This is a genomic window from Streptomyces sp. NBC_01237 (assembly GCF_035917275.1).
In the GTDB taxonomy this organism is placed as follows: Bacteria; Actinomycetota; Actinomycetes; order Streptomycetales; family Streptomycetaceae; genus Streptomyces.
Genome location: NZ_CP108508.1, coordinates 2,512,116 through 2,525,703 on the forward strand (window position 1 = coordinate 2,512,116; position 13,588 = coordinate 2,525,703).

The following is a 13,588-nucleotide window of genomic DNA, read 5'->3' on the forward strand; positions in this document are numbered from 1 at the left end:
GACTAAGGACCTTCACGTGAATATCCGCTCCCTCACTCGAGGCGACGGCGTGGTGATCGGAGCAGCGGTCGTGCTGTTCATCGCCTCTTTCCTCGACCTCTCCGGCTACGACTGCCCGCAGGGCGTCGACTGCTCCCAGTTCAGCGCGAACGCCTGGGACTCGCTCTCGCTCCTGATGAGCATCTTCCTGGCCGGTGTCATCGGTGCGGCGCTGCTGATCGTCGGTCGCGCCACTCCCGGCCGCAAGGTCGCGGGGTTCGATCTGGCCCCGTTCGGTGCCGCGTTCTGCGTCTTCGCGCTGTGGACCGCCTTCTGGACGACCATCGACGCCAATGACGCGGGCGCGGGCATGATCCTCGGCCTGCTGGCGGCGATCGTGCTGGCGGCCGGTGCGGTCGCCGGTCCGCTCATCCCCGCGCTCAAGGCGCCGCTCGCCGGTGCGCCCCGCCCCGCGCAGGCCGTCCAGTCGCCCTACGGCGCCCAGCCCGGCCAGGGCTACGGCTACCCCGGCGCCCAGCAGTCGCCGTACGGTGCGCAGCCGCAGCCCGGTCAGCCCGACGCGGCCCAGCCGCAGGCCGCGCAGGCGCAGCAGGCGCAGCAGGCCCCGCAGGGCGGCGGCGCTCCGGCCGCCGACTTCACCCCGTTCTGGTTCGCCGTTCCGGTGGCCCGTCCGCTGTACGGCGAGGACGGTTCGCCGAACCCGATCGCCGAACTGGCTCCGGGCACCTGGTACCTCGCGGTGGAGCAGCGCGGTCCGGGCCTGATCGCCCAGACGCAGGACGGCCGTCGTGGCGTCCTCCAGGACACCACGGGCATCCAGCGCGGCTGACGTCCACGCACGGCCCCGCGGCCCCTCGCCCTTCCGGGCGGGGGGCCGTTGTCGTACAGTCCCTCACGCGGCAGTGACCTGACGCATCGTCATATACCGTCGGAGGGACCGGAATGCGGCTCGGACTCGCTCTCGGATACTGGGGCCGCGGCCCGGACCCCGGCCATCTCGCGCTGGCCCGGGAGGCGGAGGATCTCGGCTACGACTCGGTGTGGACGGCGGAGGCCTGGGGTTCGGACGCCTTCACCCCGCTGACCTGGATCGCCGCCCACACCTCCCGCATCCGGCTGGGCACGGCCATCGCGCAGATGGCGGCCCGCACGCCCACCGCGACCGCCATGCACGCGCTGACCCTGGACCATCTCTCGGGCGGCCGGATGATGCTCGGGCTCGGGCTCTCGGGGCCGCAGGTGGTGGAGGGGTGGTACGGCCGCCCGTTCCCGAAGAGCCCGCTGACCGCCACCCGCGAGTACGTCGATGTGATCCGCCAGGTCCTGGCGCGGGAGGCGCCCGTCGAGCTCGACGGGCGCTTCCACTCCCACCCGTACACCGGCCCGGACGGCACCGGACTCGGCAGACCGCTGAAGCCGATCACCCATCCGCTGCGCGCCGCCCTGCCCGTACTGCTCGGCGCGGAGGGGCCGAAGAACATCGCCCAGAGCACCCGGATCGCGGACGGCTGGCTGCCGCTGTACTGGTCACCGCTGCGCACCGAGGTGTACGCGGACGCGCTGACCGGGCTCCGCGACGGCTTCATGATCGCGCCGATGGCGCGGGCGCGGCTCTGCGACGACGTCGCGGAGGGGCTGCTGCCGGTGAAGGCGATGCTCGGTTTCTACATCGGCGGGATGGGGCACGCGGCGCGCAACTTCCATGCCGATCTGATGGCCCGGATGGGCTTCGAGGAGGAGGCCCGGCACATCCAGCGCCTGTTCCTCCAGGGCCGCAGGCAGGAGGCGGTCGCCGCGGTGCCGGACGCCTTCGCCGATGAGATCTCGCTCGTCGGGCCACGCCAACGCATCAAGGAGCGGCTGGAGTTGTGGCGCCAGGGGCCGGTCACCGATCTCCTGGTCACGGCGCCGGACCCGGCCACCCTGCGGGTGCTGGCCGAACTCAACAGCTGAGCGCCCCCGCACGGCTCATCCGAAGGACGAGCGCTCCAGCCAGAAGTCCAGCAGTTCCGCGTCGCCGAGCACCTCGACCCGGTCACTGCCGGGGTCCAGCCTGCGGTTGAAGACGAGCATCAGATCGGTGAGCGGTCCGCGCAGGGCGACGGTGGCCTTTTCGTGGGCCCGCCGCCAGGTGAAGCCGTCCTCGCCGAACTCGATCAGCCACTCGGCGCCCGGCACGTCCGTGGCGTGCAGATGCAACGAGCGCCCGGCGCCCCGCAGTTCGGCCGCCTCCGGGTCCTCACCGCCGTCCTGGACGAAGGAGACGATCCGGAGCCATTCGTCGATGGTGTCGGCGGCCACCTCGGGCGCCACCTCGAAACCGGTCCCGGCCGCCAGGGTGGCGTCGGCGCGGTGGACGACCGTCTCGTGCGTCATGCGCCGCACCCAGAAGTCCGTCCGGCGCTCCCAGGCCCACGTCCAGACCTCCGTACCCGGCCCGGCCTCGCGCAGGGCCGCGACCGCCGACGCGGCGCCCACGGCGAGCCAGGTGTCGAGGGCGGACGGATCGTCCCCCTCGGGCCCGGCGAACCCCGGAATCCCTTCGTCGGGTATGTCCTCACCGGCCCGGCTCCGCACGATCTCACCGACCCGGCGGTGTGCGCCGCCGACATGGACGGCGAGTTCCCGAAGGTTCCAGTCCGGGCAGCTGGGAACGGTCGCCGTCAGGTCGGCGCCCTTGAGGACCGCCCTCAGTTCGTCGGTCTGGTGGAGGATCTCGTCGCAGTAACGGTCGTACGGGAGAAGCGTCATGGCCGCACCCTAAGCGCTGTCACCGCACCGCCCCACTCCATTATCCGCTCAGCTGTGCGGTGGAGGGGACCTTGTCCTTCACCTCGGCGCCCGCGCTCCTCCCGGCGTCCTTGATGCCGTTGATGACGTTCTCGAAGGCGCCGATGTCACCGTCGCCCGCCTCGCCCTTGCGGAGCCTGGTGGCCATCCCCCTGAGCGATTCGATACCGGCCGTCAGCGGGGCGACGGCCTTCGCCAGCAGCGGGTCGCCCTTGGCGTTGTCCGCCGCCGCCTTGAGCCGGTTGTACGCGAAGGCGCCCGCCAGCCCCGCCTTGACGACGGCGAAGGTCCGGCCGTCGGCACCCTTCTTGAACGTGCCCGCGCGATAGGGCTTCACGATCCACTGGTACGTCGCTCCGGCCGCCAGGCCCGCGTTGGCCACGAACCGGGTCTTGGCGAGCTTCTGCCGCTCCGCGGAGGCCGAGCCGCTGGGCGTCGCCGCGCTGCTCGTGGTGTCGCCGCTGTCGCTGTCACCGCACGCGGTGCCGCCCACCAGCACGGCACAGGACATCAGCAGCGCCACCAGGAGACGGCGAAGCGGCATGGAACGGGGCACGGCGGCCTCCCTGACCGGGCACTTTCGCACCGAGTGCCGGAGATCGGCACTCCTGGTCAGGCTGGCCCGCAGGGCCCCGGGCCGCCACTTGTGCCACCCGTCCGGGTTTCACCCGGCGCGGAGCGGCAACCCGGAGTCCATGTCTCACAGAACCGGTAAAGGAAGCGTCACCGCAGCACGAGTCATCGCCGTCGTGGCCGACATCATGGCCTTCATCATCGGCCTGTGGATCCTGATGTATCTGCTCGACGCCAACCGGAGCAACGATCTGGTGCAGTTCGTCCAGGACTCGGCCAGGTGGCTGGCCGGCTGGTCGTACGACCTGTTCACCTTCGACGAGGCGTGGGCGCGGGTCGTCGCCGGCTACGGTCTGGCGGCCGTCGTCTACCTCGCCGTGGGCCACGCCGTCGCGGGCCGGGTCGGCCGCTCCTGACCGCCCCGGCCGTTCAGCGGCAGCAGTCCGGCTCCAGGCCGGAGGGCAGCCGTTCACCGCTGAAGACCGCGGTGGTCGCCTCGTCTCCACCGAGCGCGGCCACCGCGAGCAGCAGGGACCCGGCGGTCCAGGTGGTGAGCTCCTCGGGCCAGAAGGCCCGGTTGCCCTCGAAGACGTATCCGGTCCAGTACAGGCCGCCCTCGGCGCGCAGGTGCTGGATGGACTGGAGGACCTCCAGGGCCCGGTCGGACTCCCCCGTCACCCAGAGCGCCAGGGCGAGTTCGCAGCTCTCGCCGCCCGTCACCCAGGGGTTGGGCAGCACACAGCGGACCCCGAGTCCGGGGACCACGAAACGGTCCCAGCCGTCCTGGATACGACGGGTGGCGTCGGCTCCGGTGAGCGCGCCGCCGAGGACCGGGTAGTACCAGTCCATCGAGTAACGGCTCTTGTCCAGGAAGCGTTCCGGGTGGCTGCGGATCGCGTGGGCGAGCGCACCGGTCGCCAACTCCCAGTCGGGCTGCGGCTCTTCACGCCGTTCCGCGAGGGCCAGCGCACAGCGCAGCGCCTGGTGCACGGAGGAGGAGCCGGTCAGCAGGGCGTCGGTGACCGGGGTGCCGTCGGCCTCGCGCTTCCAGCCGATCTGACCGCCCGGCTGCTGGAGCCCCAGGACGAATTCGACCGCGGCGTAGACGGTCGGCCACATCCGGTCGACGAACGCGTCGTCACCCGTGGCGAGGTAGTGGTGCCAGACCCCGACGGCGGCGTAGGCGCAGAAGTTGCTCTCCCGGCTCCGGTCGGTCGGCTGCCGGGGATCACCGTCGTGGTAGGCCGCGTACCAGGAGCCGTCGGCGTTCTGGTTGCGGGCGAGCCAGTCGTAGGCGCGCTCCGCCGCCGCGTGCTCGCCGGACGCGTCCAGCGCCATGGCGGCCTCGGTGTGGTCCCACGGGTCGAGGTGGTGGCCGCGGAACCAGGGCAGCGCCCCGTCCTCGCACTGCGCCGCCACCAGCGCGGCGACCGTCTCGGCGGCCTGCTCGGCGGTGAGGACGCCGGGCAGGACGAGGTGTTCGGTCTGCTCGGGGGTGCTCACGCCTCGGCCTTGGTGAGGTGCGGCTTGGTGGCGTACGCGACGAAGCTCTTGCCGACGACCGGGTTGAGCAGCTGCTCGGCGACCCGGGTGGCCCGGGGCTTCTTCATGATGTCCCAGACCAGCAGCTTGTGGTACGCGCGCACCGGCAGGGCGGCGTCCTTGCCGTCGCGGCCCACTCCGAACGCGCACTTCAGCCACCAGTAGGGGCTGTGCAGCGCATGGGCGTAGTGGGTGCCGTACGGCTTGAGCCCGGCCTCACGGATGCGGCCGAGCAGTTCGTCGGCCTTGTAGATGCGGATGTGGCCGCCCTCGACCTCGTGGTACGCGTCGGAGAGGGTCCAGCAGACCTTCTCGGGGCCGTAGCGCGGCACGGTGATCGCGATCCGGCCGCCGGGCCTGAGGACCCGGACCATCTCGGCGAGCACGCCCTTGTCGTCGGGGATGTGCTCCATGACCTCGGAGATGATCACGACGTCGAAGGAGTTGTCGGGGAACGGCAGATTGAGCGCGTCGCCCTCCATCGCGGTGGCGGTGGCGCCCCGGGGGGCCTCCCCCGCCTCCTTCATCGCGGCGAACCACTTCGCGACCTCGCGGATCTCCTCGCCGTTGCGGTCGAGGGCCACCACCTGGGCGCCGCGCCGGTAACACTCGAAGGCGTGCCGGCCGGCACCGCAGCCCAGATCGAGCACTCGGTCGCCTGCGGCGAGCGGGAAGCGGGTGAAGTCGACGGTCAGCACAAGGGCCTGCCTTCGAGGTCGGAGGTACGGGTTCCGGGGGGGGTGGGTCGGGGAGCGCCGCAGGGTCAGGGGGCGCCGGGGGCGGTCACCTGCGGGCTCCGCTGGCCGCGATCGCCTGACGGTACAGCTCGGCGGTGCCGACGGCCGCCCTGGCCCAGGTGAAGTTGGCCAGAACCCGGTCACGGCCGGCCGCTCCGAGGCGGGCCCGCAGCTCCGGGTCGCCCAGCAGCCGGGCCAGCGCCGCGGCCAGCGCGTCCGCGTCGCCGGGCGGCACGGCGAGGCAGGTCTCCCCGTCCCGGCCGGTGACCTCGGGGATGGCGCCCCCCGTGGTGGCGACCAGCGGCGTGGCGGTGGCCATGGCCTCGGCGGCGGGCAGCGAGAAACCCTCGTACAGCGAGGGCACACAGGAGATCTCGGCGCTGCGCACGAGGTCGACCAGCTCGGCGTCGCTGATGCCCTTGACGAACTCGACGGCGTCCTGGAGCCCGTGCCGCTCGATGGCCTGTGCGACCGGCCCGTCCTCGGCCCGCTTGCCGACGACCACGAGGTGCGCGTGCGGGTTCCCGGTGCGGAGCTTGGCGAGCGCCTCGACGAGGTGGACCAGGCCCTTGAGCGGGACGTCGGCGCTGGAGGTGGTGACGATCCGGCCGGGCACCTCGGCGACCGAGGGGTCGGGCGACCAGAGGTCGGTGTCGGCGCCGATGTGCACCACCCGGATGCGGTCCTCGCGTACGCCCAGCTGGTCGACGATCTCCTGCTGGGAGGAACCGGAGACGGTGAGCACGGAGGGCAGCCGTCGGGCGACCCGCTTCTGCATGCGGGTGAATCCGTACCAGCGGCGCACGGAGGCGCGGCGGCGGCGGTTCTCGGCGGCGTCCAGATCGAGCTGCCGGTCCACGGTGATGGGGTGGTGGATCGTGGTCACCAGGGGGGCGCCGAGGTCGGCGAGCAGACCGTAGCCGAGGGTCTGGTTGTCGTGGATGACGTCGAACTCGCCCCGGCGGGCGGCGAGATGGCGCCGGGCCCGCAGGCTGAAGGTGAGGGGTTCGGGGAAGCCGCCGGTCCACATGGTGGCGACCTCGGCGAGGTCGATCCAGTCGCGGTACTCGCCGCGGGCCGGGGTGCGGAACGGGTCGGGCTGCCGGTAGAGGTCCAGGCTCGGCAGCTCGGTGAGCGTGACGCCCTCGTCCAGCACCGGGTAGGGCTGGGCGCCTATGACTTCGACGCTGTGACCCAGGCGTGCCAGCTCACGGCCGAGGTGGCGCACATAGACGCCCTGGCCGCCGCAGAAGGGGTTGCCCTTGTAGGTGAGGAGTGCGATGCGCAACGGCCGGTCGCCGGTACTGCCGGACGTGCCGACGCCCGTGCGGGGGCCCGTCTCTATGGCCTCAGCGGTCACACTCGGCCCCCTTCTCACTGCGTGTTCGCCGGAGCGTAACCGCTCGCGCTAATCTAGAACAAGTTTCAGACTGGATCGTTCAATGAGGACCGAATCTACCGGCAGGTAGCGATGGCGTGACGGCCGGATCAGGTGATTCGCGCCACGGCAGGCACCCTGGCATGCTGTGCGCGCCCGGAAGCTCGCTCGACCGCTCTCGGATGCGGACGAAAGCCATGGATGGGGAGTCATGACCGCGGAAGCCAGACCGGCAGCGCCTCCGCTGACCGAACGCCAGGAGGCCCGCCGCCGCCGCATCCTGCACGCCAGCGCCCAGCTCGCCAGCCGGGGCGGGTTCGAGGCCGTGCAGATGCGTGAGGTGGCCGAGGCCGCCGGGGTCGCCCTGGGCACGCTCTACCGCTACTTCCCCTCCAAGGTCCATCTGCTGGTCGCCACCATGCAGGATCAGCTCCAGCACATGCACACCACGCTCCGCAAGCGCCCGCCCGCCGGGAACGACGCCGCCCAGCGGGTCGCCGAGACACTGATGCGCGCCTTCCGCGCCCTCCAGCGCGAACCCCATCTGGCGGACGCGATGGTACGGGCGCTGACCTTCGCGGACCGCAGCGTGAGCCCCGAGGTGGACACCGTCTCGCGGCTCACGACGGCGATCATCCTGGACTCGATGGGGCTGGAGCACCCGACGCCGGAACAGCTCTCCGCGGTACGGGTCATCGAGCACACCTGGCACTCGGCGCTGATCACCTGGCTGTCGGGCCGGGCCTCGATCGCCCAGGTGAAGATAGACATCGAGACGGTCTGCCGCCTCATCGACCTGACGGCGGAACCCGTTACGCCGTAGGGGGCGCGGCAGCCCCGGTACGGCGCCGGGCGGCCGGTGACCGTACGGCGCGGGGCGTCCCCGCCGTACCGTCAGCCGCCCGACAACGCATGGAGCCGCAGGGCGAGTTGCAGCTCCAGCGCCCGGTCCGGGTCGTTCCAGTCACGGCCCAGCAGGATCTGGATGCGGTCGAGCCGCTGCACCACCGTGTTGACGTGCACGTGCAGTTCGTCCTTCGCCCGGATCAGACTGCCGCCCGCGCCGAAGTACGCGGCGAGCGTGCGCACCAGATGGGTCCCGCGCCGCTCGTCGTAGCGCAGCAGCGGCCCCAGCGTGGCGGCGACGAAGCCGTCGACGTCCCGCGCGTCACCCAGCACCACGCCCAGGAAGCCGAGTTCGTCGACACACGCCCCTTCGCCCGTACGTCCCAGCGCCCGCATGGCCCGCAGACAGCGCGCCGCCTCCAGACAGGCGGCGGCCAGCTCGCGCGGACCCCGGGCGGGCCCGGTGGCGGCGACGGTGACGGGGGCCTGGACCAGCCGGCCGAGCTGCGCCGCCGCGGCCCGCGCCGCCTCCCGGGCGCCCGTGCCGTCCTCCTCGTACGCGACCAGCAGGACGACCGTTCCGGCGTGTTCGGCGCTCACCCCGTGGATGTCGCCGCCGAACAGGTACCGCATGGCGGCGGAGGCGAGCCGCTCGCGGGCCCCGGCCTCGGCGACCAGCACCAGATGGGGCCGGTCCAGGTCGATGCCGAGCCGTCGGCCTCGTTCGGCCAGACCGGCCGGGTCACGCTCCGCGCCGCTCAGCAGATCGCCGATCAGCTCGCCCCTGATCCGGTTCTCGGTCTCGGCCACGGTGCGTCTGATCAGCAGAAGCAGACCCGTGACCACCGAAGCCCGTTCGAAGAGCCGCCGGTCGGAGTCGTCGAGCCGGTCCCGCCGGTGCAGCACGAGCCCGGCCAGCAGCTCCTGCCCGGCCAGTACCGCGCAGATCACCCGCCCGTCGCGGTGGACGGCGCGCGCCCCGGCACGGGACTCCTCGGCCGTCTCGGCCAGCCAGCCGGCGTCCATGCTGCCGACGGCGAAATCCGCACCGTCGGGACGGACCGCGGCCAGTGGCCGCCCGCCCGGGTCGTGGATGGTCAGCGGGCTGTCCAGCAGCCCGGCGACGGCCGCCGCGACCTCCTTGACGTCACGGCCGCGCAGCACCAGGTCCGTGAGCCTGTCGTGGGACTCCTCGGCCCGCCGCATGGCCGCCGAGTGCTCCCGTACCGCCGCGTTCGCCGCGGCCAGCTCCGCGTTGGCCCCGGCGAGTTCGTCGAGCGCGGAGCGGGTGTCGGCGAGTGCGCGGGCGGTGTCGATGGCGATCGCGGCATGCGCGGCCAGCGAGCACAGCAGGGCGACCTCGTCCGGGCTGAAGACGCGGGGGGCGCGGTCGGCGGCGAAGAGGACGCCGATGACCTTTCCCGTACCGCCCCGGCTGGAGCCGAGCAGCAGGGGCACGCCCAGGATGGCGACGAGCCCTTCCGCGAGCACTCCGGCGTTGATGTCGCGGGTGTGGCGGAAGCGGTCGTCGGTGCCGTAGTCGGGGGTCGCGTACGGGCTCGCCGTCTGGGCCACCAGGCCACCCAGCCCTTCGCCGAGTTCGAGGCGCAGACGCTGGAAGACCACGGACACGGACCCGTCGGTCACCCGCATGTAGGTGTCCCCGGCCTCCTCGTCGGGGAGCGTGAGGTAGGCGGTGTCGGTGCCGAGCAGCATCCTGGCCCGTCGCACGATCGCCTTGAGCACCTCGTCCAGGTCCCGGGAGGCGGCCAGGTCGCCCGCGGTGTCGAAGAGGGCGGTGAGCTGGAGTTCCCGGCGCCGGTGCTGACGCAGGGCGCCCCTGATCCGCAGGGCGGTGGAGGCCGCCTTCTCCACCTCGGCCAGTTCGCCCGCCGATACCCCGGCCGCCCTCGCCTCCGAGGAGACGGCGCCCAGTGCCTCGGCGGGCGCGTCGTCGGCCAGCAGGTCGAGCAGGCGGCGCAGGAAGGGCGCGGCGGAGGAGGAAGGGGAGGGTGCAGACATGGGCGCCAGCGTTCTCGGGAGGCGGGGCGAGGGTGGGGGGCGGACGGCCGGCGGACGGGAGCCGACGGCCAGGAGGGGGACGGGCGGAGGGGACGGGCGGAGGGGACGGGCGGAGGGGACGGGCGGAGGGGACGGGCGGAGGGGACGGGCACAGCGATCGGGCTCACGAGCCATACCGGGAGCGTCAGTTGGCGGTCCAGCCACCGTCCATCGAGAGCGAGGTGCCGGTGATGTGACCGGTACGCGGTCCGCACAGCCACAGCACGGCCTCGGCGACCTCGGTGGGCTCGATCAGGCGCTTGATCGCGCTGCGCTCCAGCATCACCCGGCCCACCACTTCCTCCTCGGTGATGCCGTGGGTGCGGGCCTGCGACGCGATCTGGTTCTCGACCAGGGGCGTGCGTACGTAGCCGGGGCTCACGCAGTTGCTCGTCACCCCGTGCTCCGCCGCTTCGAGCGCGACCACCTTGCTGAGTCCTTCCAGTGCGTGCTTGGCCGACACATAGGCCGACTTGAAGGGGCTGGCGCGCAGCCCGTGGACGGAGGAGATGTTCACGACGCGCCCCCAGCCGCGTTCGTACATGCCGGGCAGGGTGCGGCGCAAGATGCGGAACGGTGCTTCCACCATCACGCGGTGGATCAGCGCGAAACGCTCCGGCGGGAACTCGTGCACCGGTGCCACATGCTGGAGGCCCGCGTTGTTGACCACGATGTCCGGGTCGGCGGGCAGGGTGTCCACCACCCCGGGCACCGCGAGGTCGACCACCCAGGCCGTGCCCCCGATCCGTTCGGCCAGGGCCCTCGCGGGCTCGGCGTCCTTGTCCACCACGTGCACCCGGGCGCCCGCGGCGGCCAGCGCCTCGGCGCACGCCCGTCCGATGCCGCTCGCCCCGCCGGTCACCAGGGCGGTCCGCCCGGCCAGGAACCGGTCGGCGGGGGACGGGGCGGGGGCCCGGTCGGAACTCGGGGAAGTCTGCATGGCCGTCACGGTAGGGACGCCGCAGCGCGCATCACACGGGGCCGGTACCCACACCCCCGTACATGGACATGGTGGCGGCGCACATGGTGCGGGGCGGGCCGCGGAAGCGACGGCGCGAACGCCCGGGGGCGCACAAGGGCTGGGGCTCACACACCTGGGCGCCGGCCGCGTACCTCCTGAGCGCCGCCTCTCCGACGTACCGCACGGGCCGGTGCACCCGGGCCGTCCGAGCGCGTCAGAGGGTGTCCTGGAAGTCGCCCTTGATCTCCTCGGGCAGCTCGCAGCCGTCCTTCACCGCGGTGAGGGACACGGGCTGTTCGGTGCCGAAGCCGTCCATCGCGTAGTGCCGCGCGTACACCTTCCACCCCCGCTTGGTGAGGGTACGGAAGGTGACGTCCCGCTCGGCGTGGCTCGTGGTGAGCTTCCAGCCCTGCTTCCGCAGGGTCCTGACCGTCGCGGCGAAGCCGTCGGCCGCATCGGCCGCCGGGGCGTCGGCCATCCACGGCGCCACGCACTTCTGCCAGTCCCCCTCGGGCATTCCGGCCGTGGAGTCGTCGCCGGGCGGCAGCCCCGAGGCGTCCGCCGCGGCGCCGACCTCGTTGGCCACCGCTTCCTTGGTGAACGGCGCGGTGGGCGACGGGGGCGGCTCCGGCGCGCTCCGGGCGTCCTGGTCCCCGAGGCCGCAGCCCGCGACGCCGATCAGTATCGCGCTCATCACGGCAGCAGGTGCCGCCGCTCTTGTCCTACGCACAGGTGCTTCCCCGCCCGGTCGTTCGCTCCCGGGCGGGCGCCCGTGCGATCTTTTCCGGAGTTTCGCACGCGGCCTGACCTGGCGGGAAGCCCTTACCCGCCCGTACCTTGCCGTCCCCGCCGGGCCGGCACGGCAAAGGGCCGCCCCGCGGCGCCCGCCGGGGACGGCGGGAGCGCCCTCAGTCCTCCGGCGGGAACACCACCTCGCCCGAGCCGAGCAGCGTCAGCGTGATGGCCTCGACGGGACAGCCCTCCGCCGCCGCCAGGACCTTCTCGTTGGCGTCGCTCGACGCGTCGGCGGGGTGGGACTGCCGGGCGGAGTCCAGCCGGAAGCCGTCCGGGGCGTGGTTGACGCACATGCCGGAGCCGATGCAGACGCTCCGGTCGACCTCGACGTGCCAGCGGTCTCCCATCACGCCCCCTGGTATCCGGCCGGCAGGTGGATCATCTTGTGCTCGAAGTACTCGCCGTACCCCTCGGGCCCGAACTCCCGCCCCAGACCGGAGTTCTTGTAGCCGCCGAACGGGCCGAGCATGTCCAGGCTGAAGGTGTTCACGCTGTACGTGCCGGTCCTGATCCGGCGGGCGATGTCGATGCCGCGCTCGGTGTCGGCGGTCCATACGCTGCCGCTCAGCCCGTACTCGGAGTCGTCGGCGATCCGTACCGCCTCCTCCTCGTCCCCGTACGGGAGCAGGCAGATGACCGGGCCGAAGATCTCCTCGCGGGCGATGCGCATGGAGTTGTCGACGTCGCCGAACAGGGTCGGTTCGACGTACCAGCCGCGTTCCTGGGCGGCCGGGCGGCTGCCGCCGGTCAGGATCTTGGCGCCCTCCTCCTGGCCGATGCGGATGTAGTCGAGGGAGCGCCGCTGCTGGCGTCGCGCGACCAGCGGGCCGAGTTCGGTCGCCGGGTCGAGCGGATCGCCGACCTTGAGCGCTCCGGCCGCCGCCGCGAACGCCTCGGCGATCTCCTCGTAGCGGGAGCGCGGGGCGAGGATGCGGGTCTGGGCCACGCACGCCTGGCCGTTGATCATCCAGGCGAAGGGGACGATGCCCGCGACGGCGGCGTCCAGATCCGCGTCCGGGAGGATCACGGCGGCCGACTTGCCGCCCAGTTCCAGGGTGACGCGGGTCAGGTTGCGGGAGGCGACCTCCATGACCCGGCGTCCGGCGGCGACCGAGCCGGTGAAGGAGACCTTGTCGACGCCCGGGTGCCCGACCAGGTACTCGCTGACCTCGCGGTCGGCGGGCAGGATCGACAGGACGCCCTCCGGCAGCCCCGCCTCGGCGGCGATCTCGGCCAGGATGTAGGCGTCCAGCGGCGTTTCGGGCGAGACCTTGAGCACGGCGGAGCAGCCCGCGAGCAGGGCGGGCGCGAGTTTGGCGGCGGCGGTGAACTGGGGGACGTTCCACGGCACGACGGCCGCGACCACCCCGACGGGTTCGCGGCGCACGAGCAGCGGGCCGAGGGCCCCGTCGCGCCGTTCCTCGTACGGGAAGGAGCGGGCGACCGTGAGCGCCGAGTCCCAGACCATCATCGCGGCGAGCGCCTGCACCATGACGCTGGAGCTGTAGGGGGTGCCGTTCTGCGAGCTGATGACGCGGGCGAACTCCTCGTAGCGCAGGGCGAAGGCGTCCTTGATCCGCGCGATCACCTCGATCCGCCCGTCGACGGTCATCCGCGGCCAGGGCCCCTCGTCGAAGGCCCGGCGGGCGGCGGCGACGGCGCGGTCCACATCGGCCTCGCACGCGTGCGGGACGCGGCCGATGACCTGTTCCGTGTGCGGCGAGATCACCTCGATGACGTCGCTGCCGAGCGGATCGGTCAACTCCCCGCCGATGAACAGTTTTCCGTGTTCCACGAACTCCGTCATGGCTGCTGCCTCCCGCGACCGGCACGTACCTGACTGCGCATCCGACCAGCGCATCTGACTAGGTGTCAGAACTGATACCAGTTACCGTTCCAGGAGTC

Annotated in this window: 14 protein-coding genes; 4 read left to right on the forward strand and 10 right to left on the reverse strand. The window is 72.5% G+C overall.

All coding sequences use genetic code 11. The annotated features are described in order from the left end of the window. Positions 1–16 precede the first annotated feature (16 nt). Both OG251_RS11150 and OG251_RS11155 read left to right on the forward strand, forming a co-directional pair. Entirely contained in the window at positions 17–829 is an 813-nt protein-coding gene (locus OG251_RS11150) for a DUF5336 domain-containing protein (protein WP_326677012.1), read from the forward strand. 113 nt (positions 830–942) lie between these two features. Beyond that, entirely contained in the window at positions 943–1,953 is a 1,011-nt protein-coding gene (locus OG251_RS11155) for an LLM class F420-dependent oxidoreductase (RefSeq protein ID WP_326677013.1), read from the forward strand. A gap of 15 nt (positions 1,954–1,968) precedes the next feature. On the opposite strand, the gene OG251_RS11160 is transcribed toward OG251_RS11155, so the two are convergent. Together OG251_RS11160 and OG251_RS11165 are read right to left on the reverse strand one after the other, a co-directional pair. Further along, entirely contained in the window at positions 1,969–2,751 is a 783-nt protein-coding gene (locus OG251_RS11160; RefSeq protein WP_326677014.1) for a maleylpyruvate isomerase family mycothiol-dependent enzyme, read from the reverse strand. Positions 2,752–2,791: 40 nt separating this feature from the next. Further along, a complete protein-coding gene (locus OG251_RS11165; RefSeq protein WP_326677015.1) occupies positions 2,792–3,346 on the reverse strand; it encodes a hypothetical protein in 555 nt (184 codons plus the stop codon). A 139-nt stretch (positions 3,347–3,485) separates the two neighbouring features. Between OG251_RS11165 and OG251_RS11170 the strand changes: the two genes are divergently transcribed. After that, entirely contained in the window at positions 3,486–3,779 is a 294-nt protein-coding gene (locus tag OG251_RS11170) for a hypothetical protein (protein WP_326677016.1), read from the forward strand. A gap of 13 nt (positions 3,780–3,792) precedes the next feature. Here OG251_RS11170 and OG251_RS11175 read toward each other — a convergent pair whose 3' ends face one another. The 3 genes from OG251_RS11175 to OG251_RS11185 all read right to left on the reverse strand — a co-directional run bounded on the left by OG251_RS11175 (position 3,793) and on the right by OG251_RS11185 (position 7,002). Next, positions 3,793–4,866, reverse strand: coding sequence for a prenyltransferase (locus OG251_RS11175; protein ID WP_326677017.1), 1,074 nt, complete (start codon positions 4,864–4,866; stop codon positions 3,793–3,795). After that, positions 4,863–5,603 (reverse strand): class I SAM-dependent methyltransferase, encoded by a 741-nt coding sequence (locus OG251_RS11180; protein WP_073724865.1) that lies wholly within the window; start codon positions 5,601–5,603, stop codon positions 4,863–4,865. The genes OG251_RS11175 and OG251_RS11180 overlap by 4 nt, the downstream gene beginning before the upstream one ends. A gap of 85 nt (positions 5,604–5,688) precedes the next feature. After that, complete coding sequence (locus OG251_RS11185; RefSeq protein ID WP_326677018.1) at positions 5,689–7,002, reverse strand: glycosyltransferase family 4 protein; 1,314 nt, start codon at positions 7,000–7,002, stop codon at positions 5,689–5,691. A 229-nt stretch (positions 7,003–7,231) separates the two neighbouring features. On the opposite strand from OG251_RS11185, the gene OG251_RS11190 reads away from it, so the two are divergent. Beyond that, positions 7,232–7,843 carry a TetR family transcriptional regulator gene (locus tag OG251_RS11190; RefSeq protein ID WP_326677019.1) on the forward strand — a complete coding sequence of 204 codons (612 nt, stop codon included), beginning with the start codon at positions 7,232–7,234 and terminating at the stop codon, positions 7,841–7,843. A gap of 71 nt (positions 7,844–7,914) precedes the next feature. Here the strand turns inward: OG251_RS11190 and OG251_RS11195 are convergent, their stop codons facing one another. The 5 genes from OG251_RS11195 to OG251_RS11215 all read right to left on the reverse strand — a co-directional run bounded on the left by OG251_RS11195 (position 7,915) and on the right by OG251_RS11215 (position 13,490). Then, positions 7,915–9,888 (reverse strand): helix-turn-helix domain-containing protein, encoded by a 1,974-nt coding sequence (locus OG251_RS11195; protein ID WP_326677020.1) that lies wholly within the window; start codon positions 9,886–9,888, stop codon positions 7,915–7,917. Positions 9,889–10,072: 184 nt separating this feature from the next. Continuing rightward, a complete protein-coding gene (locus OG251_RS11200) occupies positions 10,073–10,867 on the reverse strand; it encodes a 3-hydroxybutyrate dehydrogenase (RefSeq protein WP_326677021.1) in 795 nt (264 codons plus the stop codon). A 235-nt stretch (positions 10,868–11,102) separates the two neighbouring features. Next, complete coding sequence (locus OG251_RS11205) at positions 11,103–11,582, reverse strand: hypothetical protein (RefSeq protein ID WP_326677022.1); 480 nt, start codon at positions 11,580–11,582, stop codon at positions 11,103–11,105. Positions 11,583–11,796: 214 nt separating this feature from the next. Then, a complete protein-coding gene (locus tag OG251_RS11210) occupies positions 11,797–12,030 on the reverse strand; it encodes a ferredoxin (RefSeq protein WP_073724853.1) in 234 nt (77 codons plus the stop codon). Continuing rightward, the gene (locus OG251_RS11215; RefSeq protein WP_326677023.1) at positions 12,030–13,490 is read right to left on the reverse strand and encodes an aldehyde dehydrogenase; all 1,461 of its coding nucleotides are present in this window, start codon (positions 13,488–13,490) and stop codon (positions 12,030–12,032) included. The genes OG251_RS11210 and OG251_RS11215 overlap by 1 nt, the downstream gene beginning before the upstream one ends. Positions 13,491–13,588 lie beyond the last annotated feature (98 nt).